The organism is Streptomyces sp. ID05-26A, assembly GCF_033794685.1.
Taxonomy (GTDB): Bacteria; Actinomycetota; Actinomycetes; order Mycobacteriales; family Pseudonocardiaceae; genus Lentzea.
This window is the reverse complement of record NZ_JARAYZ010000002.1, coordinates 525,325-537,502: the sequence shown is the minus strand read 5'-3', so window position 1 is coordinate 537,502 and position 12,178 is coordinate 525,325. Positions and strand designations below refer to the sequence as shown.

The following is a 12,178-nucleotide window of genomic DNA, read 5'->3' as shown; positions in this document are numbered from 1 at the left end:
TCGCGTGCTGCTGGAGTGGCGTCGTGATCAACGACGACCAGTCAACACCTTCTCTCTACACGTGGGCCGGCGGCGCGGAGGCGTTGCTCCGGCTGACCGAGGCGTTCTACCGCAAGGTCGCGGACGACGCGCTGCTCGCGCCGGTGTTCGCGGGCATGGACCCCGGTCACGCGCGGTACGTGGCGCTGTGGCTCGGTGAGGTGTTCGGCGGACCGGCCGCGTACACCGCGGAACGCGGCGGCTACGACTTCATGCTCTCCCAGCACGTCGGGCGGGCCATCACCGAGCAGCAGCGCCGCCGCTGGATGGACCTGATCATGGACGCCGCCGACGACGTGGGCCTGCCGTCCGACCCCGAGTTCCGCGCCGCGTTCGTGTCCTACCTGGAGTGGGGCACCCGGCTCGCCGTGCAGAACTCCGCCGCGGACGCCACGCCGTTCCACGGCGCGCCGGTGCCGAAGTGGGGGTGGGGCGTGGCGCCTCCCACAGGTCGCTGACATCCGCCCGGCCTCGTGAGACAGTTTGTTCAGAACGTGACACTTCGTTCAGAACAGGAGGTCGGGCGTGCCGAACGACACCGCGGATGCCGTGTTCGCCGCGCTGGCACCCGTGATCGAGGGCATCGTGGCGACCTTCGGGCGCAGTTGCGAGGTCGTGCTGCACGACTACCGCGACCCGGAACGGTCCGTGGTCGCGGTCGCCGGGTCCGTCACCGGGCGCGTGCCCGGTGACGCGATGAGCGAGATCGGGCTGCGAGTGCTCGGCGCGGGTGCCGACGCGCGCAACGAGGTCGGGTACCTCACTCGCGCGCAGGACGGGCGGGTGCTCAAGTGCACGACGCTGCCGTTGCGCGACGGGGACGGGACGCTGATCGGCGCGTTGTGCATCAACGTCGACGTGTCCGCCATCAACCGCGCCACCGGCGTGCTGTCGGACCTGCTCGGACTGTCCACCGTGGAGGACACCGGCGCGACGACGAACTTCTCCGGCGACCTGGACCAGGTGATCGAGTCGCTGATCGAACGGGCCGAGCGCGCGCACGCCGTCCCCGTGGCCGCACTCGGCCGTGACGAACGGCTGGTGCTCGTGCGGTCGCTCAACGAGGCCGGGGTGTTCAGCCTGCGCGGAGCACCCGCACGCATCGCCAAGCGGCTGGGCATCTCCCGCACCGGCCTGTACAACGACCTCGCCGAACTGAAGAAGGACAAGCCGTGACGACGTTCATCAGCGAGGCCGAGTCGGCGGCGCTCGTCGACGACGAACTGGCACTGGAGGCGGCCAGGGAGGCGTTCCTCGCCACCGGCACCGGCACGACGTTCCCCGTCGTGATCGGGCACTCCTCGGTGCTGCACAACAGGTTCACCCTGAAGTCCGGCTCCGCGGGCGACCTCGCCGGAGTGAAGATCGGCAGCTTCTGGCCGGACAACACGGCCCTGCCCCGCCACAGCTCCACGATCGTGCTGCTCGACCCGACGACCGGACGGCTCAGCGCCGTCGTCGAGGCGGCCGCCGCCAACGCCTACCGCACGGCCGCCGCCGACGCGCTGGCCGTCAGCACGCTGGCCCGTGCCGACTCGCGCACGCTGACCGTGATCGGCACGGGCCACCAGGCCCTGCACGAGGTCCGCGCGGTCAGCCGGGTGCGGCCGATCGAACGCGTGCTCGTCGTCGGCCGTCGTGCCAGTGCGGCAAGGGAGTTCGCCGCCGCCGTCATCGCGCGGACCGGGCTGCCCGCCGAACCCTCCGGCGTCCAGGCCGGAGTCGCCGCGGCGGACGTGCTCGTCACCGCCACCACCTCCCGGCAGCCGCTGTTCGACGCGAGCTGGGTCGCACCGGGCACGCACGTCTCCGCGATGGGTGCCGACGGTCCGGGCAAGCAGGAACTGCCCGTCGCGCTGTACGACCGCGCATCGCTGTTCTGCGACCTGCCGGAGCAGTCACGCGCGATCGGCGAGTTCCAGCACGCCACGACGACGCCCGTCGCCCTCGGCGCGGTGCTCACCGGTGACGCCACCGGCCGGACCTCGCCCGAGGAGATCACGGTCTTCGACAGCTCCGGCTTCGCCCTGCAGGACCTCACCCTCGCCGCCGCCCTGCTGCGCCGCCACTCGTCAGGAGCCTCCGAGTGACCACCGTGGACACCCCGTTCGCCGTGCTCGACACCGACCGGCTCGACCGCAACGCGGCACGGCTGCGCGACCACCTCGCGACGCTCGGCGTGCCACTTCGCCTGCACGTCAAGACGTCCAAGTCCGTCGAGGTCGCCCGGCGCGTGCACGGGGACGGGCCGATCACCGTGTCGACGCTCGCCGAGGCCGAGCACTTCGCCGGCGCGGGCTACCGGGACGTCCTCTACGCCGTCGGCGTCGACCCGCACAAGCTCCCGCGCGTCGCCGCCCTCCTGCGCCGCGGCGTGCGCCTGACGGTCCTGCTCGACTCCCTCGCGCAGGCCGAGGCCGTGACCTCGTTCGCGCACGAGGAGAACCTCCGCGTCCCGGCGCTGGTCGAGATCGACTGCGACGGGCACCGCGGCGGTGTCGCGGCCGGCGATCCCGTGCTGCTCGAGATCGGCCGGGCGCTCGGCGGCAACCTCGCCGGTGTCCTCACCCACGCGGGCGAGTCCTACTTCGCCTACACGCCGGAGGCTTTGCGAAAGGCGGCGCAGAACGAACGCGACGTCGCAGTCGCGGCCGCCACCACGATGCGTGCCGCCGGTCTCCCCTGCGAGATCGTCAGCGTCGGTTCCACCCCCACCGCCCACGCCGCGACCGACCTGACCGGTGTCACCGAGGTCCGCGCGGGCAACTACGTGTTCTTCGACCTGGTCATGGCCGGGATCGGTGTCTGCACCACCGACGACCTCGCCCTCACCGTGGCCGTCACGGTGATCGGCCACCAGCCCGGCCGCAACTGGGTGATCACCGACGGCGGCTGGATGGCGACCTCACGGGACCGGGGCACCCAGACACAGGCCGTCGACCAGGGGTACGGGCTCGTCGCCGACGCCGGCGGCCGGTTGGTTCCCGGACTCGTCATGACGGGGGCGAGCCAGGAACACGGTGTCCTCAGCACGCGGGACGGCGAACCGGTGCCGGACCTGCCGATCGGCACCCGCCTGCGGATCCTGCCGAACCACGCCTGCGCCACCGCCGCCCAGCACGACCGCTACCACCTCGTGAGCGGGGAGGTCTGGCCCCGCCACCGGGGCTGGTGACCGTCAGAGCGCGTCCAGCCAGCAGTGGCCGGGGTGCACGCGGTTCAGCCACTCCCCCAGCCGGCCGCGCCGCCAGGGGTCGAGCAGGGGCAGCACGCCCTCGAAGTCCCGCTGGTCCTTGGGCCGCACCGCCTTCGCCTTGAAGAGCAGCACCACTTCCGGTGCGAGGAAAGGGATCCGGTCCGCCGTGCGCTCGACGATCACGTCGTACGGCAGCCGGATGCCCTCGTCACGACGGCAGATCCACGTGCCGCCGTCATGCGGTTCGCGAAACACGTCGCACCGCCAGTCGCCGGTCGCCGGGTCCCGCAGCCACGTCTGGTGCGTCACCGCCAGCACGTCCGCCTCCGCGTCGAAGAAGACGCGGCCCGCCGACGCGACGTCGAACGCGTGGCCGGGGAAGCGGGCGCGGATCTCCGCGAAACCCGCGACGGGCACCGCGATCTCCAGGTCGCCGTGCGACCGGGTCTGCTCACCCCGGAAGAGGTCCAGCGCCCAGCCCGCCGCGACGGACCAGGGGGTGCGCACCCCGGCGAGCCGCCGGGCGATCACGCCGGGGTGCCACGCGTTCGCCCAGCGGGCCTCCAGTTCCCCGTCGTCGAGCACCACGCCGTTCGCCATGGTCAGGACGATCGCACGTACTGCACCGTTCCCGCGCTCGATTTGAGGGTCAGGATCGCGTCGGCGACGGAAAAGGTGGCGGTTGTGGGCGCGCCACCGGACGGCAGGAACGTGAGTTCGTCGCCCTGCACCTTGAACGTGCCACTTGCGGTGGTTCCGCCGTCCCGCTCACGTTTGTAGGTGCCGTTCCCGGTGAACGTCAGCGTCTCGAAGATGTCGTCCATGCCCATCCACGAACCGGCCAGGGCGAGCGCGCCGCCCGCACCGGCATCGGCCTTGAGATAGGTCTGCCCGGCCAGGGTCAGCGTGCCGCCGCTGAGCGACCAGTCCTCGGTGCTGGACTTGCCGTCGACGCCCTTGAAGGTGATCCGGGCTCCCTTGACCGTCGCCTTGCCGCTCCAGTCGAAAGTGCCGCTGTACTGGCGAAAGCCGCCGTCCGCGGTGAGCACCAGCTCCAGCTTGCCGGACCTGCTCGTGCTCGCGCTCCACTCACCCACCAGCTCGGCGGGGAACCGTGACACCGGCGGTGGCGGCACCGGCGCCGAACTGGCCGGTTCAGTCGATTCGGCCGGCCCGGCCGGTTGCTCGACGGCGGAAGCGCTGACCGGGGGCGGCTGCGGCGGGGGCGTCGAGCCGCACCCGGCGATCAGAATTCCACTGAATCCAAGAATTACCAAACATCGGTGATGAATTCGCACCTTGGCGATCATTTCGCCTCCTTCGTGCTACCAGTCGCGTTCATCACCTCCATTGTTAGCGATTTCTTCGAACTGCCCGGAACAATGTCGGTCACCGCAGGTGGGCGCGCACCAGGTTCGGGTCTTTCGCGGTCAGGTAGGCGGCGCTCGGCACGTAGACGTCGCGGCCGCGCAGCACGACCGTGGTCGGGCCCTGCAGGCCGTCCGCCTCGGTCAGCACCACGGTGTGGGTGCCGTCGGGCCGGACCAGCGCCACCTGGTTGACGGTGTCCAGCGCCGCGAGGATCTCGGTGCCGCGGCCGGTGAAGGCGAAGTCGTCGATGCCCGTGAGGCCCGTGGCGACCACCTGCGCGCGACCTGCGGTTCCGTTGGCCCGCACCGGGATGCGCACGATCGTCCCGCGGTCGAGGTTGGTCGCCCAGACCGCGCCGTCCCGCAGGCGGAGGCCGTTCGCGCCGAGGAAGCCGGCGGGAGCGAGCTCCCGGTCGGACGACCAGACCGCGGCGGTGCCACCGGACGTGGGCACGCGCCAGATCGCACCGGTGGAGTCCGCGACGTAGAGCGTGCGGTGGTCGAGCGCGATGCCGTTCGGGAGGCTGGTGGCGGGCAACGCCGCGATGCGCCGCGGGGTGCCGCCGGGACGCAGGCTCCACACGCCGGTGAGGTCCGCGGTGCCGGTGGCGTACAGGAAGTACAGGGTGCCGTCGGGGGCCCGTTCGATGCCGACCGTCAACGGGAAGCCCAGCGCGGGCGTGCCGGTCCCGCCGTCAGCGGGCGCGGGCAGCGTGGCCAGGACGCGGACGCGACCGCCGGGCGTGATCTCGGCGATCTGCCGGGCCTTGGCGAACGTCACGTACGCCGTGCCGTCCGGGGCGAACACCATGCTCTCGGGCGTCTGCCCCTTGTCCAGGTCGAAGTGCTGGACGATCCGGGCCGCGCACAACGGGTACGTGGCAGCCGACGCCGGGAGCGGGACGAGGGTGGTCGCGGCCAGGACGGCGGCGACGAGGGTCTTCCGGACATGCTTCGCGGACATGCTTTCCTCACTGTTTTCGGGCATGCGGCAGCGCCGCGCCCTTCTCGTGGTGTGGTTCGGAACGTGGGGTCAGGCCGTGGCTTGCGCGAGCAGGGCCAGCGCGGTGTGCGACGACGACCCCGGCTGGGCGGTGGCCACCACGACGCTCGGGCCAAGGCCGTTGGTCAGGGTCTGCTGCGTGACGGTCAGCGGGCCGACCAGGGGGTGCCGCATCTCGTACACGGCCGTGGCACAGGCTTTGACGCGGTGGTCGGCCCACATCGAGGCGAACTCGGTGCTCTTCGCGCTCAACTGCCCGACCAGTTCGTGCAGGGTGGCGTCGTCCGGGTGCCGGCCGACGACCAGGCGCAGGTTCCCCACCACCGCCCTGGCCTTGCCCGGCCAGTCCGCGTAGAGCTCACGGGTGTGCGGGTCGAGGAACACCAGCCGTGCCATGTTGGGCCGGTCCGCCTTCTGCTCCACGGCTTGGAAGTCCAAGTGCCCGGCGAACAGCGCGTGCCCGAGTCCGTTCCACGCCAGCACGTCGCTGCGCCGGCCGAGCACGACGGCGGGAACGCCCGCCAGCGCGGCGAGCAGCTGGCCGGTCGCCTCGTCCACGCGTTCGGGAGCGGGCCTGCGCACCCGTGCCTGCTTCACCGGCTTGGCCAGCACGTGCAGGTGCTGGCGTTCGGACTCGTCCAGCCGCAACGCGGTGGCGAGCGCGTCCAGCACCTCGGGTGAGGCGCTCGTCGAATGCCCCTGTTCGAGCCTCGTGTAGTACGAGCTGCTCACCCCGGCCAGCCGGGCGAGTTCGTCCCGGCGCAGGCCGGGCACGCGGCGGCGTTCGTCGTACGTCCGCACGCCGACGTCCTCGGGACGAAGCTGCGAGCGCCGCGTCTTGAGGAAGTCTCCGAGGCGTGCGGTGTCGTTCATGGATTCGAGTATGTGCCCGATCCTCACGCCTTACCTCTCCCTGCCGGGGATACGCAGAGCCGGGAGTGGTTCGAGCCCCGGCCGGCCAGGTCGGATGGTGCGGACATCACCGAACCGGAGGACTCACCATGAACCTGTCCGAGTTGGCCTTCACCCGTCACGCGTGGGTCGACGCCGCTCCCGCCGAGGTCTACCGGCTCGTCAGCGACGTGTCCGCGATCGGCCGCTGGAGCCCGAACGCGAGCGACGTCGTGTACGACGAGGGCGCCGGCCCCGAGGTCGGCGCGTGGTTCAGCGGCCACAACCGCAAGGGCGACAAGGAGTGGACCAGCCGTTCGCAGGTCGTGCGAGCCGAACCCGGAGCCGCCTTCGCCTTCGTGGTCGGTGGCGCCGCGGACGGCATCGTCGAGTGGAGCTGGACCCTGCGCGCCCAGGGCCGCGGCACCGTGGCGCGGCAGTCCTGGCGCCTGCTCCGCACGGACCCCGTCCTCGGTCCCGACCTGATCGGGCTGCGCGACTACATGGCGGCCAGCGCCGAGACCACGCTCACCGCACTCGCCGAGTGGGTCGCCGAGCAGGGTTCGAGGACTCTCACGGCCGCCCGGCTCGCGTAGGGTCGGTCCATGCGCAAAGGGTTGATCGGGCTCGGTGTCCTGCTGGTCGTCATCGGCGCCGTGTGGACCACACAGGGTCTCGGCTACCTGAAGGGCAGCTTCATGACCGGCGACAGCACGTGGACCACGATCGGGATCCTCTGCGTCGCCGGCGGACTGGCGCTCGCATTCCACGCCGCTCGCAAGAAGTGAGGGGCGGAACAGTCCTCTGAGGACCGGACGGCCACCTGGAACCGGGTGGCCGTGCAGTCATGCCGGTAGTCGCTTGCGCCGCCTGCTACGGTTTCCTCGATGATCACCCACTCGAGCAGATCGGGGGTCCTGTTCACCGAAGGTGAGTGCTGATGCACCACTCGACCGTGAACGGACGTTCCCGCCTCACTTTCTGGTCGCACGTGCGCGAGTTCGCCGTGCCGGCGTCGATGATCGAATCCGCTACCGCCCGCCGTCGGGCCGGCGACTGGTCGGCGGCCTGTGCCGCCGCGCGGGTCGACGTCGACCTCCACCTCCGCGGCCTGGGCCGCACACATGGCAGACAGCTCGCGGACGTGGTCCGCACCGACCTGCGTCACCTGGCGCCGGACCTGCTCCGGTGGCACTTCCCGCGGATCAGGCCCGACGGGATGCTGCGGCCCGGCCTCACCACGTCCCTCGCCCGGTATCGCCTCGACGGTGACGACGAGGTGCATCTCGTCGCGCGCACACCACCGGCCTGGGCCGATGCGGGGCAACGGATCAGCCTCGCGCTGTGGGCGCCGTCCGGGCCCCTGAGCAGGGCGGGCGGACATCACCACCCCCGGCCGGATCGGCGTTTCCGGCTCGACCTGCACCGTCACCTGTGGGACGCGCGCAGAACCTCGGAGCTGCACGACCGTGCCGGTGCCGGGCAACCACCACCGGTGGACGGCCGAGCCTCCCACCGGTGGGAGGCAGAGGCCGCGTTGCTGCTCAGGGCGGAGCAGAATCCGGGCAGCGCTGTCGTCGTGAGACTCGGTTCCCGGCAACGGATCGTGCTCGGCCCGAACCCTTCCCGGCAGCGCCACACGGTTCTTCCGGACGCGGCGACCTGGGTGCTGCCCGACCTGGAACTGTGGCACGCCGGCGCGATCGACGCCGACCGGTTGCACCCCCTCGTCCGGTCGGCGCTGCTACCGGAGCACCCACCGGCCGGCCTGTCGCGAAGTCCTGACGGCACAGGGAGTCCACGGCTCGTCGACTGTCGTGGCAGCACACACCGGATCGGTGTGGTGAACGGGGTGCTCACCCCGCTCGACCACGACCCCGCCGACCTCCGCCGCGAGGCACTGCTGGTCGCGCTCGGCGGCACGGGACTGCCCTGCCTGCAGGCGATCGACGCCGCGCACCGGCATCCGGAGGACCTCGACGACGTCCGCGCCCGCCTGGACCACGGTGACGTGGCCGGGGCCCTGGCGGTCGTCGAGGACCTGCTCGGGCCGGACGCGCTGCTGCTCAGCGGGGCGTTGCGCGACGAACTGACGACGGCCGCGGAGCGCAAGGTGGTGCACGGGCTGTACCGGGCGGAACTCCACGACGTCCGCGCGCTCCCGTCCGCCAAGGACCCCCTGCTGACGAGCCCCCGCGCTCGCCGGCGACGCGCGGCCTTCCGCCGCCCCTGACTCACTTTCCCGGCCGGAACACGGCCCACGACTTGACCCCAGGTGACCGAACCATGCTTGCAGTGACTTTCCACAATGGAGCTACAAACCCCCGGCAGCTCGACGTCGCCGCCGATCTGCTCGCCCTGCTCGGCGACACCTCCACCGAACCGCGGGCCGATCCCCAGCTCGAAGCCCTGATGCTGGCCGTGTCCGCCGACCTGCCGGTGCTGCTCTGGGGTGAACCGGGCATCGGCAAGACCGCGGCCCTCACCCAGCTCGCCGACACCCTCGAACTGCCGCTGACCACGGTGATCGCCAGCGTGCACGAACCCTCCGACTTCTCCGGGCTGCCGGTGGTCGGTGACGACCCGGCGACCCAGGGCGTCCCGATGGCGCCTCCCGACTGGGCGGTGCGCCTGGTCGAGGCCGGGCGCGGACTGCTGTTCCTGGACGAGCTGTCCACCGCCCCGCCCGCCGTCCAGGCCGCGTTGCTGCGGGTCGTGCTCGAACGCCGGGTGGGCGCGCTGCGCCTGCCGCCGGGCGTCCGGATCGTGGCCGCCGCCAACCCGCGCTCCTCGGCCGCCGACGGCTGGGAGCTCAGTCCGCCGCTGGCCAACAGGTTCGTCCATCTCAAGTGGACGTTCGACCACGAGGTCGTGGTGCGCGGGCTGGGCGGGACCTGGCCGGTCGCCGCACTGCCGAGACTGGCCCCGCACCTGCTGACCGACTCGGTGGCGTTCGCCCGCCGGGCGGTGTGCGAACTCCTGGCCGCGCGGCCGAACCTCGTGCACCAGCTGCCCAAGAACGAGTCGCTGCGCGGCGGTGCCTGGCCCTCGCCGCGGAGCTGGGAGATGGCGTTGCGCCTGACCGCGTTCGCGACCGCGGCCGGCACCTCCCGTGACGTGCTGTCGATGCTGGTGCGCGGCACGGTGGGGGACGGTCCCGGACTCGAACTGCTGGCGAGCCTCGACCGGATGGACCTGCCGGACCCCGAGGACCTGCTCGCGGACCCGGCGGCCGCGGTGCTGCCCGAGCGCGGCGACCTGCGGCAGGTCGTGCTCGACGGGGTGGTCGCGGCGGTGCGCAACCGGCCCGGCGAGGCGCGGTGGAACGCGGCGTGGGCGCTGCTGACGCTGGCCCTCGAGACCGGCGCCCCGGACCTGGTGGTCGTCCCGGCGTCGACGCTCGCCTCCCTGCGCCAGGAGGACTGGCAGGTACCCGAGGCGATCGAGCGGCTGGCCGGTGCCGTGTCGCTGTCACAACGGGCGGACCGCACCGCGGCCGTGGCGGGTGGCCGCCGATGACGCGGGGAACCCTGGACGAGGAGAAGCTGTTCGCCGCCCGGCTCTACGCGGTGCGGTGCCGGCCGTACCTCGCGACGGCGTTGTTCGCGCTGAAAGTGGTGGAGTCACGGCACGTTCCGACGATGGCCGTAGACCGGCACTGGCGTTGCTACGTCTCGCCCGCGTTCGTCGACAGGAGGCCCGTGGAGGAACTCGCCGGAGTGTGGGTGCACGAGGTCTCCCACCTGATCCGCGACCACCACGGCCGCGGCGACCGGTACGCCGCCCGTCACGAGCTGTCCGGGCCGGGCGAGCGGCTGCGGATGAACATCGCGGCGGACTGCGAGATCAACGACGACGTCTTCGGCGACGGCCTGGTGTGCCCGAAGGGCGCGGTGCGCCCGGAACGCCTCAGGCTCGCGGAAGGCCAGCTGATGGAGGACTACCTGCGGCAGTTCCGGCTCGGCCCGCACACCGACGCGTTCGTCTGGCTCGACTGCGGCAGCGGCGCCGACGGCCTGGAACGGTCCTGGGACCTCGGGGCGGACGGCGCGCGGGTGCTCACCGCGCAGGAGCAGGACGCCGTCCGGTTCCGCGTGGCGCAGAGCATCACGGGCCACCCCGGTTCCGTGCCGCAGGGCTGGCTGCGCTGGGCGGAGGAGGCGTTCCACCCGCCGCAGCCGTGGCGTGACCTGCTGGGCTCGGCGGTCCGGGCGGCCGTCTCCGGTCCCGGCGTGGGCGAGGACTACACCTACGGCCGGCCTTCGCGCCGGTCGGCGGGCGTACCGAAGGTGATCATGCCGAGCCTGCGCCGCCGGCCGCCGAAGGTCGTCGTCATCGTCGACACGTCCGGGTCGGTGAGCGACGCCGAACTGGGCAGCGCGCTCCTGGAGATCACCGCGATCGTCCGGGCCGTGGGCGGACGTCGTGATCTCGTCTCCGTGCTGTCGTGCGACGCCGCCGCCCACGTCACCGGCCCGCTGTGCCAGGCGGAGGGGATCCCGTTGGTGGGCGGTGGTGGCACGGACCTGCGCGAGGGCTTCACCAAGGCCCTGCGCTCGCGTCCCGACGTGATCGTCGTCCTGACCGACGGCCAGACGCCCTGGCCCGAGTCGTCGCCCTGCCGCACGGTCGTGGGTCTGTTCTCGCGACCGTCCCAGGTCGACGAGGACGATCCCGACTACGTGCCGGACACCCCGCCGTCGTGGGCGAGGGTGGTCACCATCGGCTGACCGTTCAGGCAAAGCAGGCCCATCTCGTTGGCGCGCAACGGGTCCTGTGCCACGTTGGGCAGATGTCCTCCCGCTCCCTGCTGACCGCGTGCCTGCTCGCGGTCACCGCGTCCCTCGTCCCGTCCCCCGCCCACGCCGACGCGTGGCAACGGGTCGGCACCGGCATCACCGAGGGCGTCAGCGGCCTCGCCGTGCTCACCAGCCGTGGTGACCACGTCGAGGCCCTTTCGGTCATCGACAACAAGAAACCGGGACAGGAACGCGTCCGGCGGATCGTCCTCGACGACGGCCGCGTCACCGCGGTGCGGCCGATGACCTGGCAGGGCGAGGTCCCGGTCGACCTGGAAGCGGTCACCGCCGTGCCCCACCGGCCCGGCGAGTACGTCGCGGTCACCAGCGGCAGCCGCGCCTTCCACGTGCGGGTGCGGCGCGACGTCGTCACGGTCGTCGCCGCGTTCGACCTGCCCCCGCACGACCCGGCGGACAACGTGGAGAGCTTCGCGCTCAAGGCCGTCGGTTCCCGGCTCGCCGCCGTGTGGGGCGATCGCGGCGCGGGCGCCCGGACGTCGACGCTCTCCTCGGCGTACTTCTCGTTGCGGGAACACAGGTTCGGCCCGGTCAGCACCGTCGAGTTCGACACCGGCGCGCACGAGGAGACCGTCCGGCACGTGTCGGACATCGCGATCAGGCCGGACGGGTCGCTGCTCGTGTCCTCCGCGGTCGACCCCGGTGACGACGGACCGTTCTCGTCGTCGCTGCGCGAGATCGGCCGGCTGGTGCCGCGCGCGGACACCGTCGGCGTCGGCCTGGGCCGGCCGCACCTGCTCGGCACGTTCGCCGGGCGCAAGATCGAGGCGGTGACGCTGCTGCGCGGCGGCGACGTCCTGCTCGGCACCGACGACGAGAACGACGGCGGCTGGGTGCTGGCGGAGTCGTGACCGGAAAGCAT

Annotated in this window: 14 protein-coding genes; 10 read left to right on the top strand and 4 right to left on the bottom strand. The window is 72.1% G+C overall.

The window, feature by feature from the left end:
* Positions 1–23 precede the first annotated feature (23 nt).
* From PV646_RS18200 to PV646_RS18185, 4 genes are all read left to right on the top strand, one after another.
* Positions 24–497 carry a group II truncated hemoglobin gene (locus PV646_RS18200; protein ID WP_500343340.1) on the top strand — a complete coding sequence of 158 codons (474 nt, stop codon included), beginning with the start codon at positions 24–26 and terminating at the stop codon, positions 495–497.
* 67 nt (positions 498–564) lie between these two features.
* The gene (locus PV646_RS18195) at positions 565–1,215 is read left to right on the top strand and encodes a helix-turn-helix transcriptional regulator (protein WP_500343338.1); all 651 of its coding nucleotides are present in this window, start codon (positions 565–567) and stop codon (positions 1,213–1,215) included.
* Positions 1,212–2,129 (top strand): ornithine cyclodeaminase family protein, encoded by a 918-nt coding sequence (locus PV646_RS18190; RefSeq protein ID WP_500343336.1) that lies wholly within the window; start codon positions 1,212–1,214, stop codon positions 2,127–2,129. The genes PV646_RS18195 and PV646_RS18190 overlap by 4 nt, the downstream gene beginning before the upstream one ends.
* Positions 2,126–3,214: an alanine racemase gene (locus tag PV646_RS18185; protein WP_500343334.1), complete on the top strand. Its 1,089-nt coding sequence runs from the start codon at positions 2,126–2,128 to the stop codon at positions 3,212–3,214. The genes PV646_RS18190 and PV646_RS18185 overlap by 4 nt, the downstream gene beginning before the upstream one ends.
* A gap of 3 nt (positions 3,215–3,217) precedes the next feature.
* On the opposite strand, the gene PV646_RS18180 is transcribed toward PV646_RS18185, so the two are convergent.
* From PV646_RS18180 to PV646_RS18165, 4 genes are all read right to left on the bottom strand, one after another.
* Positions 3,218–3,835 (bottom strand): nucleotidyltransferase domain-containing protein, encoded by a 618-nt coding sequence (locus PV646_RS18180; RefSeq protein ID WP_500343333.1) that lies wholly within the window; start codon positions 3,833–3,835, stop codon positions 3,218–3,220.
* Between the two features lie 2 nt (positions 3,836–3,837).
* Complete coding sequence (locus PV646_RS18175; protein WP_500343331.1) at positions 3,838–4,545, bottom strand: hypothetical protein; 708 nt, start codon at positions 4,543–4,545, stop codon at positions 3,838–3,840.
* A 79-nt stretch (positions 4,546–4,624) separates the two neighbouring features.
* Positions 4,625–5,569 carry a hypothetical protein gene (locus PV646_RS18170; RefSeq protein WP_500343330.1) on the bottom strand — a complete coding sequence of 315 codons (945 nt, stop codon included), beginning with the start codon at positions 5,567–5,569 and terminating at the stop codon, positions 4,625–4,627.
* 69 nt (positions 5,570–5,638) lie between these two features.
* Positions 5,639–6,481, bottom strand: coding sequence for a helix-turn-helix domain-containing protein (locus tag PV646_RS18165; protein ID WP_500343328.1), 843 nt, complete (start codon positions 6,479–6,481; stop codon positions 5,639–5,641).
* Between the two features lie 128 nt (positions 6,482–6,609).
* Here PV646_RS18165 and PV646_RS18160 point away from each other — a divergent pair, with 128 nt between their 5' ends.
* The 6 genes from PV646_RS18160 to PV646_RS18135 all read left to right on the top strand — a co-directional run bounded on the left by PV646_RS18160 (position 6,610) and on the right by PV646_RS18135 (position 12,167).
* Positions 6,610–7,095: an SRPBCC family protein gene (locus tag PV646_RS18160; protein ID WP_500343327.1), complete on the top strand. Its 486-nt coding sequence runs from the start codon at positions 6,610–6,612 to the stop codon at positions 7,093–7,095.
* A gap of 9 nt (positions 7,096–7,104) precedes the next feature.
* Positions 7,105–7,287: a hypothetical protein gene (locus PV646_RS18155; RefSeq protein WP_500343325.1), complete on the top strand. Its 183-nt coding sequence runs from the start codon at positions 7,105–7,107 to the stop codon at positions 7,285–7,287.
* Positions 7,288–7,439: 152 nt separating this feature from the next.
* A complete protein-coding gene (locus PV646_RS18150; RefSeq protein ID WP_500343324.1) occupies positions 7,440–8,732 on the top strand; it encodes a hypothetical protein in 1,293 nt (430 codons plus the stop codon).
* 62 nt (positions 8,733–8,794) lie between these two features.
* Complete coding sequence (locus PV646_RS18145; protein ID WP_500343323.1) at positions 8,795–10,018, top strand: AAA family ATPase; 1,224 nt, start codon at positions 8,795–8,797, stop codon at positions 10,016–10,018.
* The gene (locus tag PV646_RS18140) at positions 10,015–11,229 is read left to right on the top strand and encodes a vWA domain-containing protein (RefSeq protein ID WP_500343322.1); all 1,215 of its coding nucleotides are present in this window, start codon (positions 10,015–10,017) and stop codon (positions 11,227–11,229) included. The genes PV646_RS18145 and PV646_RS18140 overlap by 4 nt, the downstream gene beginning before the upstream one ends.
* A gap of 62 nt (positions 11,230–11,291) precedes the next feature.
* Positions 11,292–12,167 (top strand): hypothetical protein, encoded by an 876-nt coding sequence (locus PV646_RS18135; protein WP_500343321.1) that lies wholly within the window; start codon positions 11,292–11,294, stop codon positions 12,165–12,167.
* The last annotated feature ends 11 nt before the right edge of the window (positions 12,168–12,178 follow it).

Bases quoted from the DNA above. Each gene is read 5' to 3' on its own strand.
- PV646_RS18180 (WP_500343333.1), bottom strand. From the start codon at position 3,835: ATGGCGAACGGCGTGGTGCTCGACGACGGGGAACTGGAGGCCCGCTGG.
- PV646_RS18175 (WP_500343331.1), bottom strand. From the start codon at position 4,545: ATGATCGCCAAGGTGCGAATTCATCACCGATGTTTGGTAATTCTTGGA.
- PV646_RS18170 (WP_500343330.1), bottom strand. From the start codon at position 5,569: ATGTCCGCGAAGCATGTCCGGAAGACCCTCGTCGCCGCCGTCCTGGCC.
- PV646_RS18165 (WP_500343328.1), bottom strand. From the start codon at position 6,481: ATGAACGACACCGCACGCCTCGGAGACTTCCTCAAGACGCGGCGCTCG.
- PV646_RS18160 (WP_500343327.1), top strand. From the start codon at position 6,610: ATGAACCTGTCCGAGTTGGCCTTCACCCGTCACGCGTGGGTCGACGCC.
- PV646_RS18155 (WP_500343325.1), top strand. From the start codon at position 7,105: ATGCGCAAAGGGTTGATCGGGCTCGGTGTCCTGCTGGTCGTCATCGGC.
- PV646_RS18150 (WP_500343324.1), top strand. From the start codon at position 7,440: ATGCACCACTCGACCGTGAACGGACGTTCCCGCCTCACTTTCTGGTCG.
- PV646_RS18140 (WP_500343322.1), top strand. From the start codon at position 10,015: ATGACGCGGGGAACCCTGGACGAGGAGAAGCTGTTCGCCGCCCGGCTC.
- PV646_RS18135 (WP_500343321.1), top strand. From the start codon at position 11,292: ATGTCCTCCCGCTCCCTGCTGACCGCGTGCCTGCTCGCGGTCACCGCG.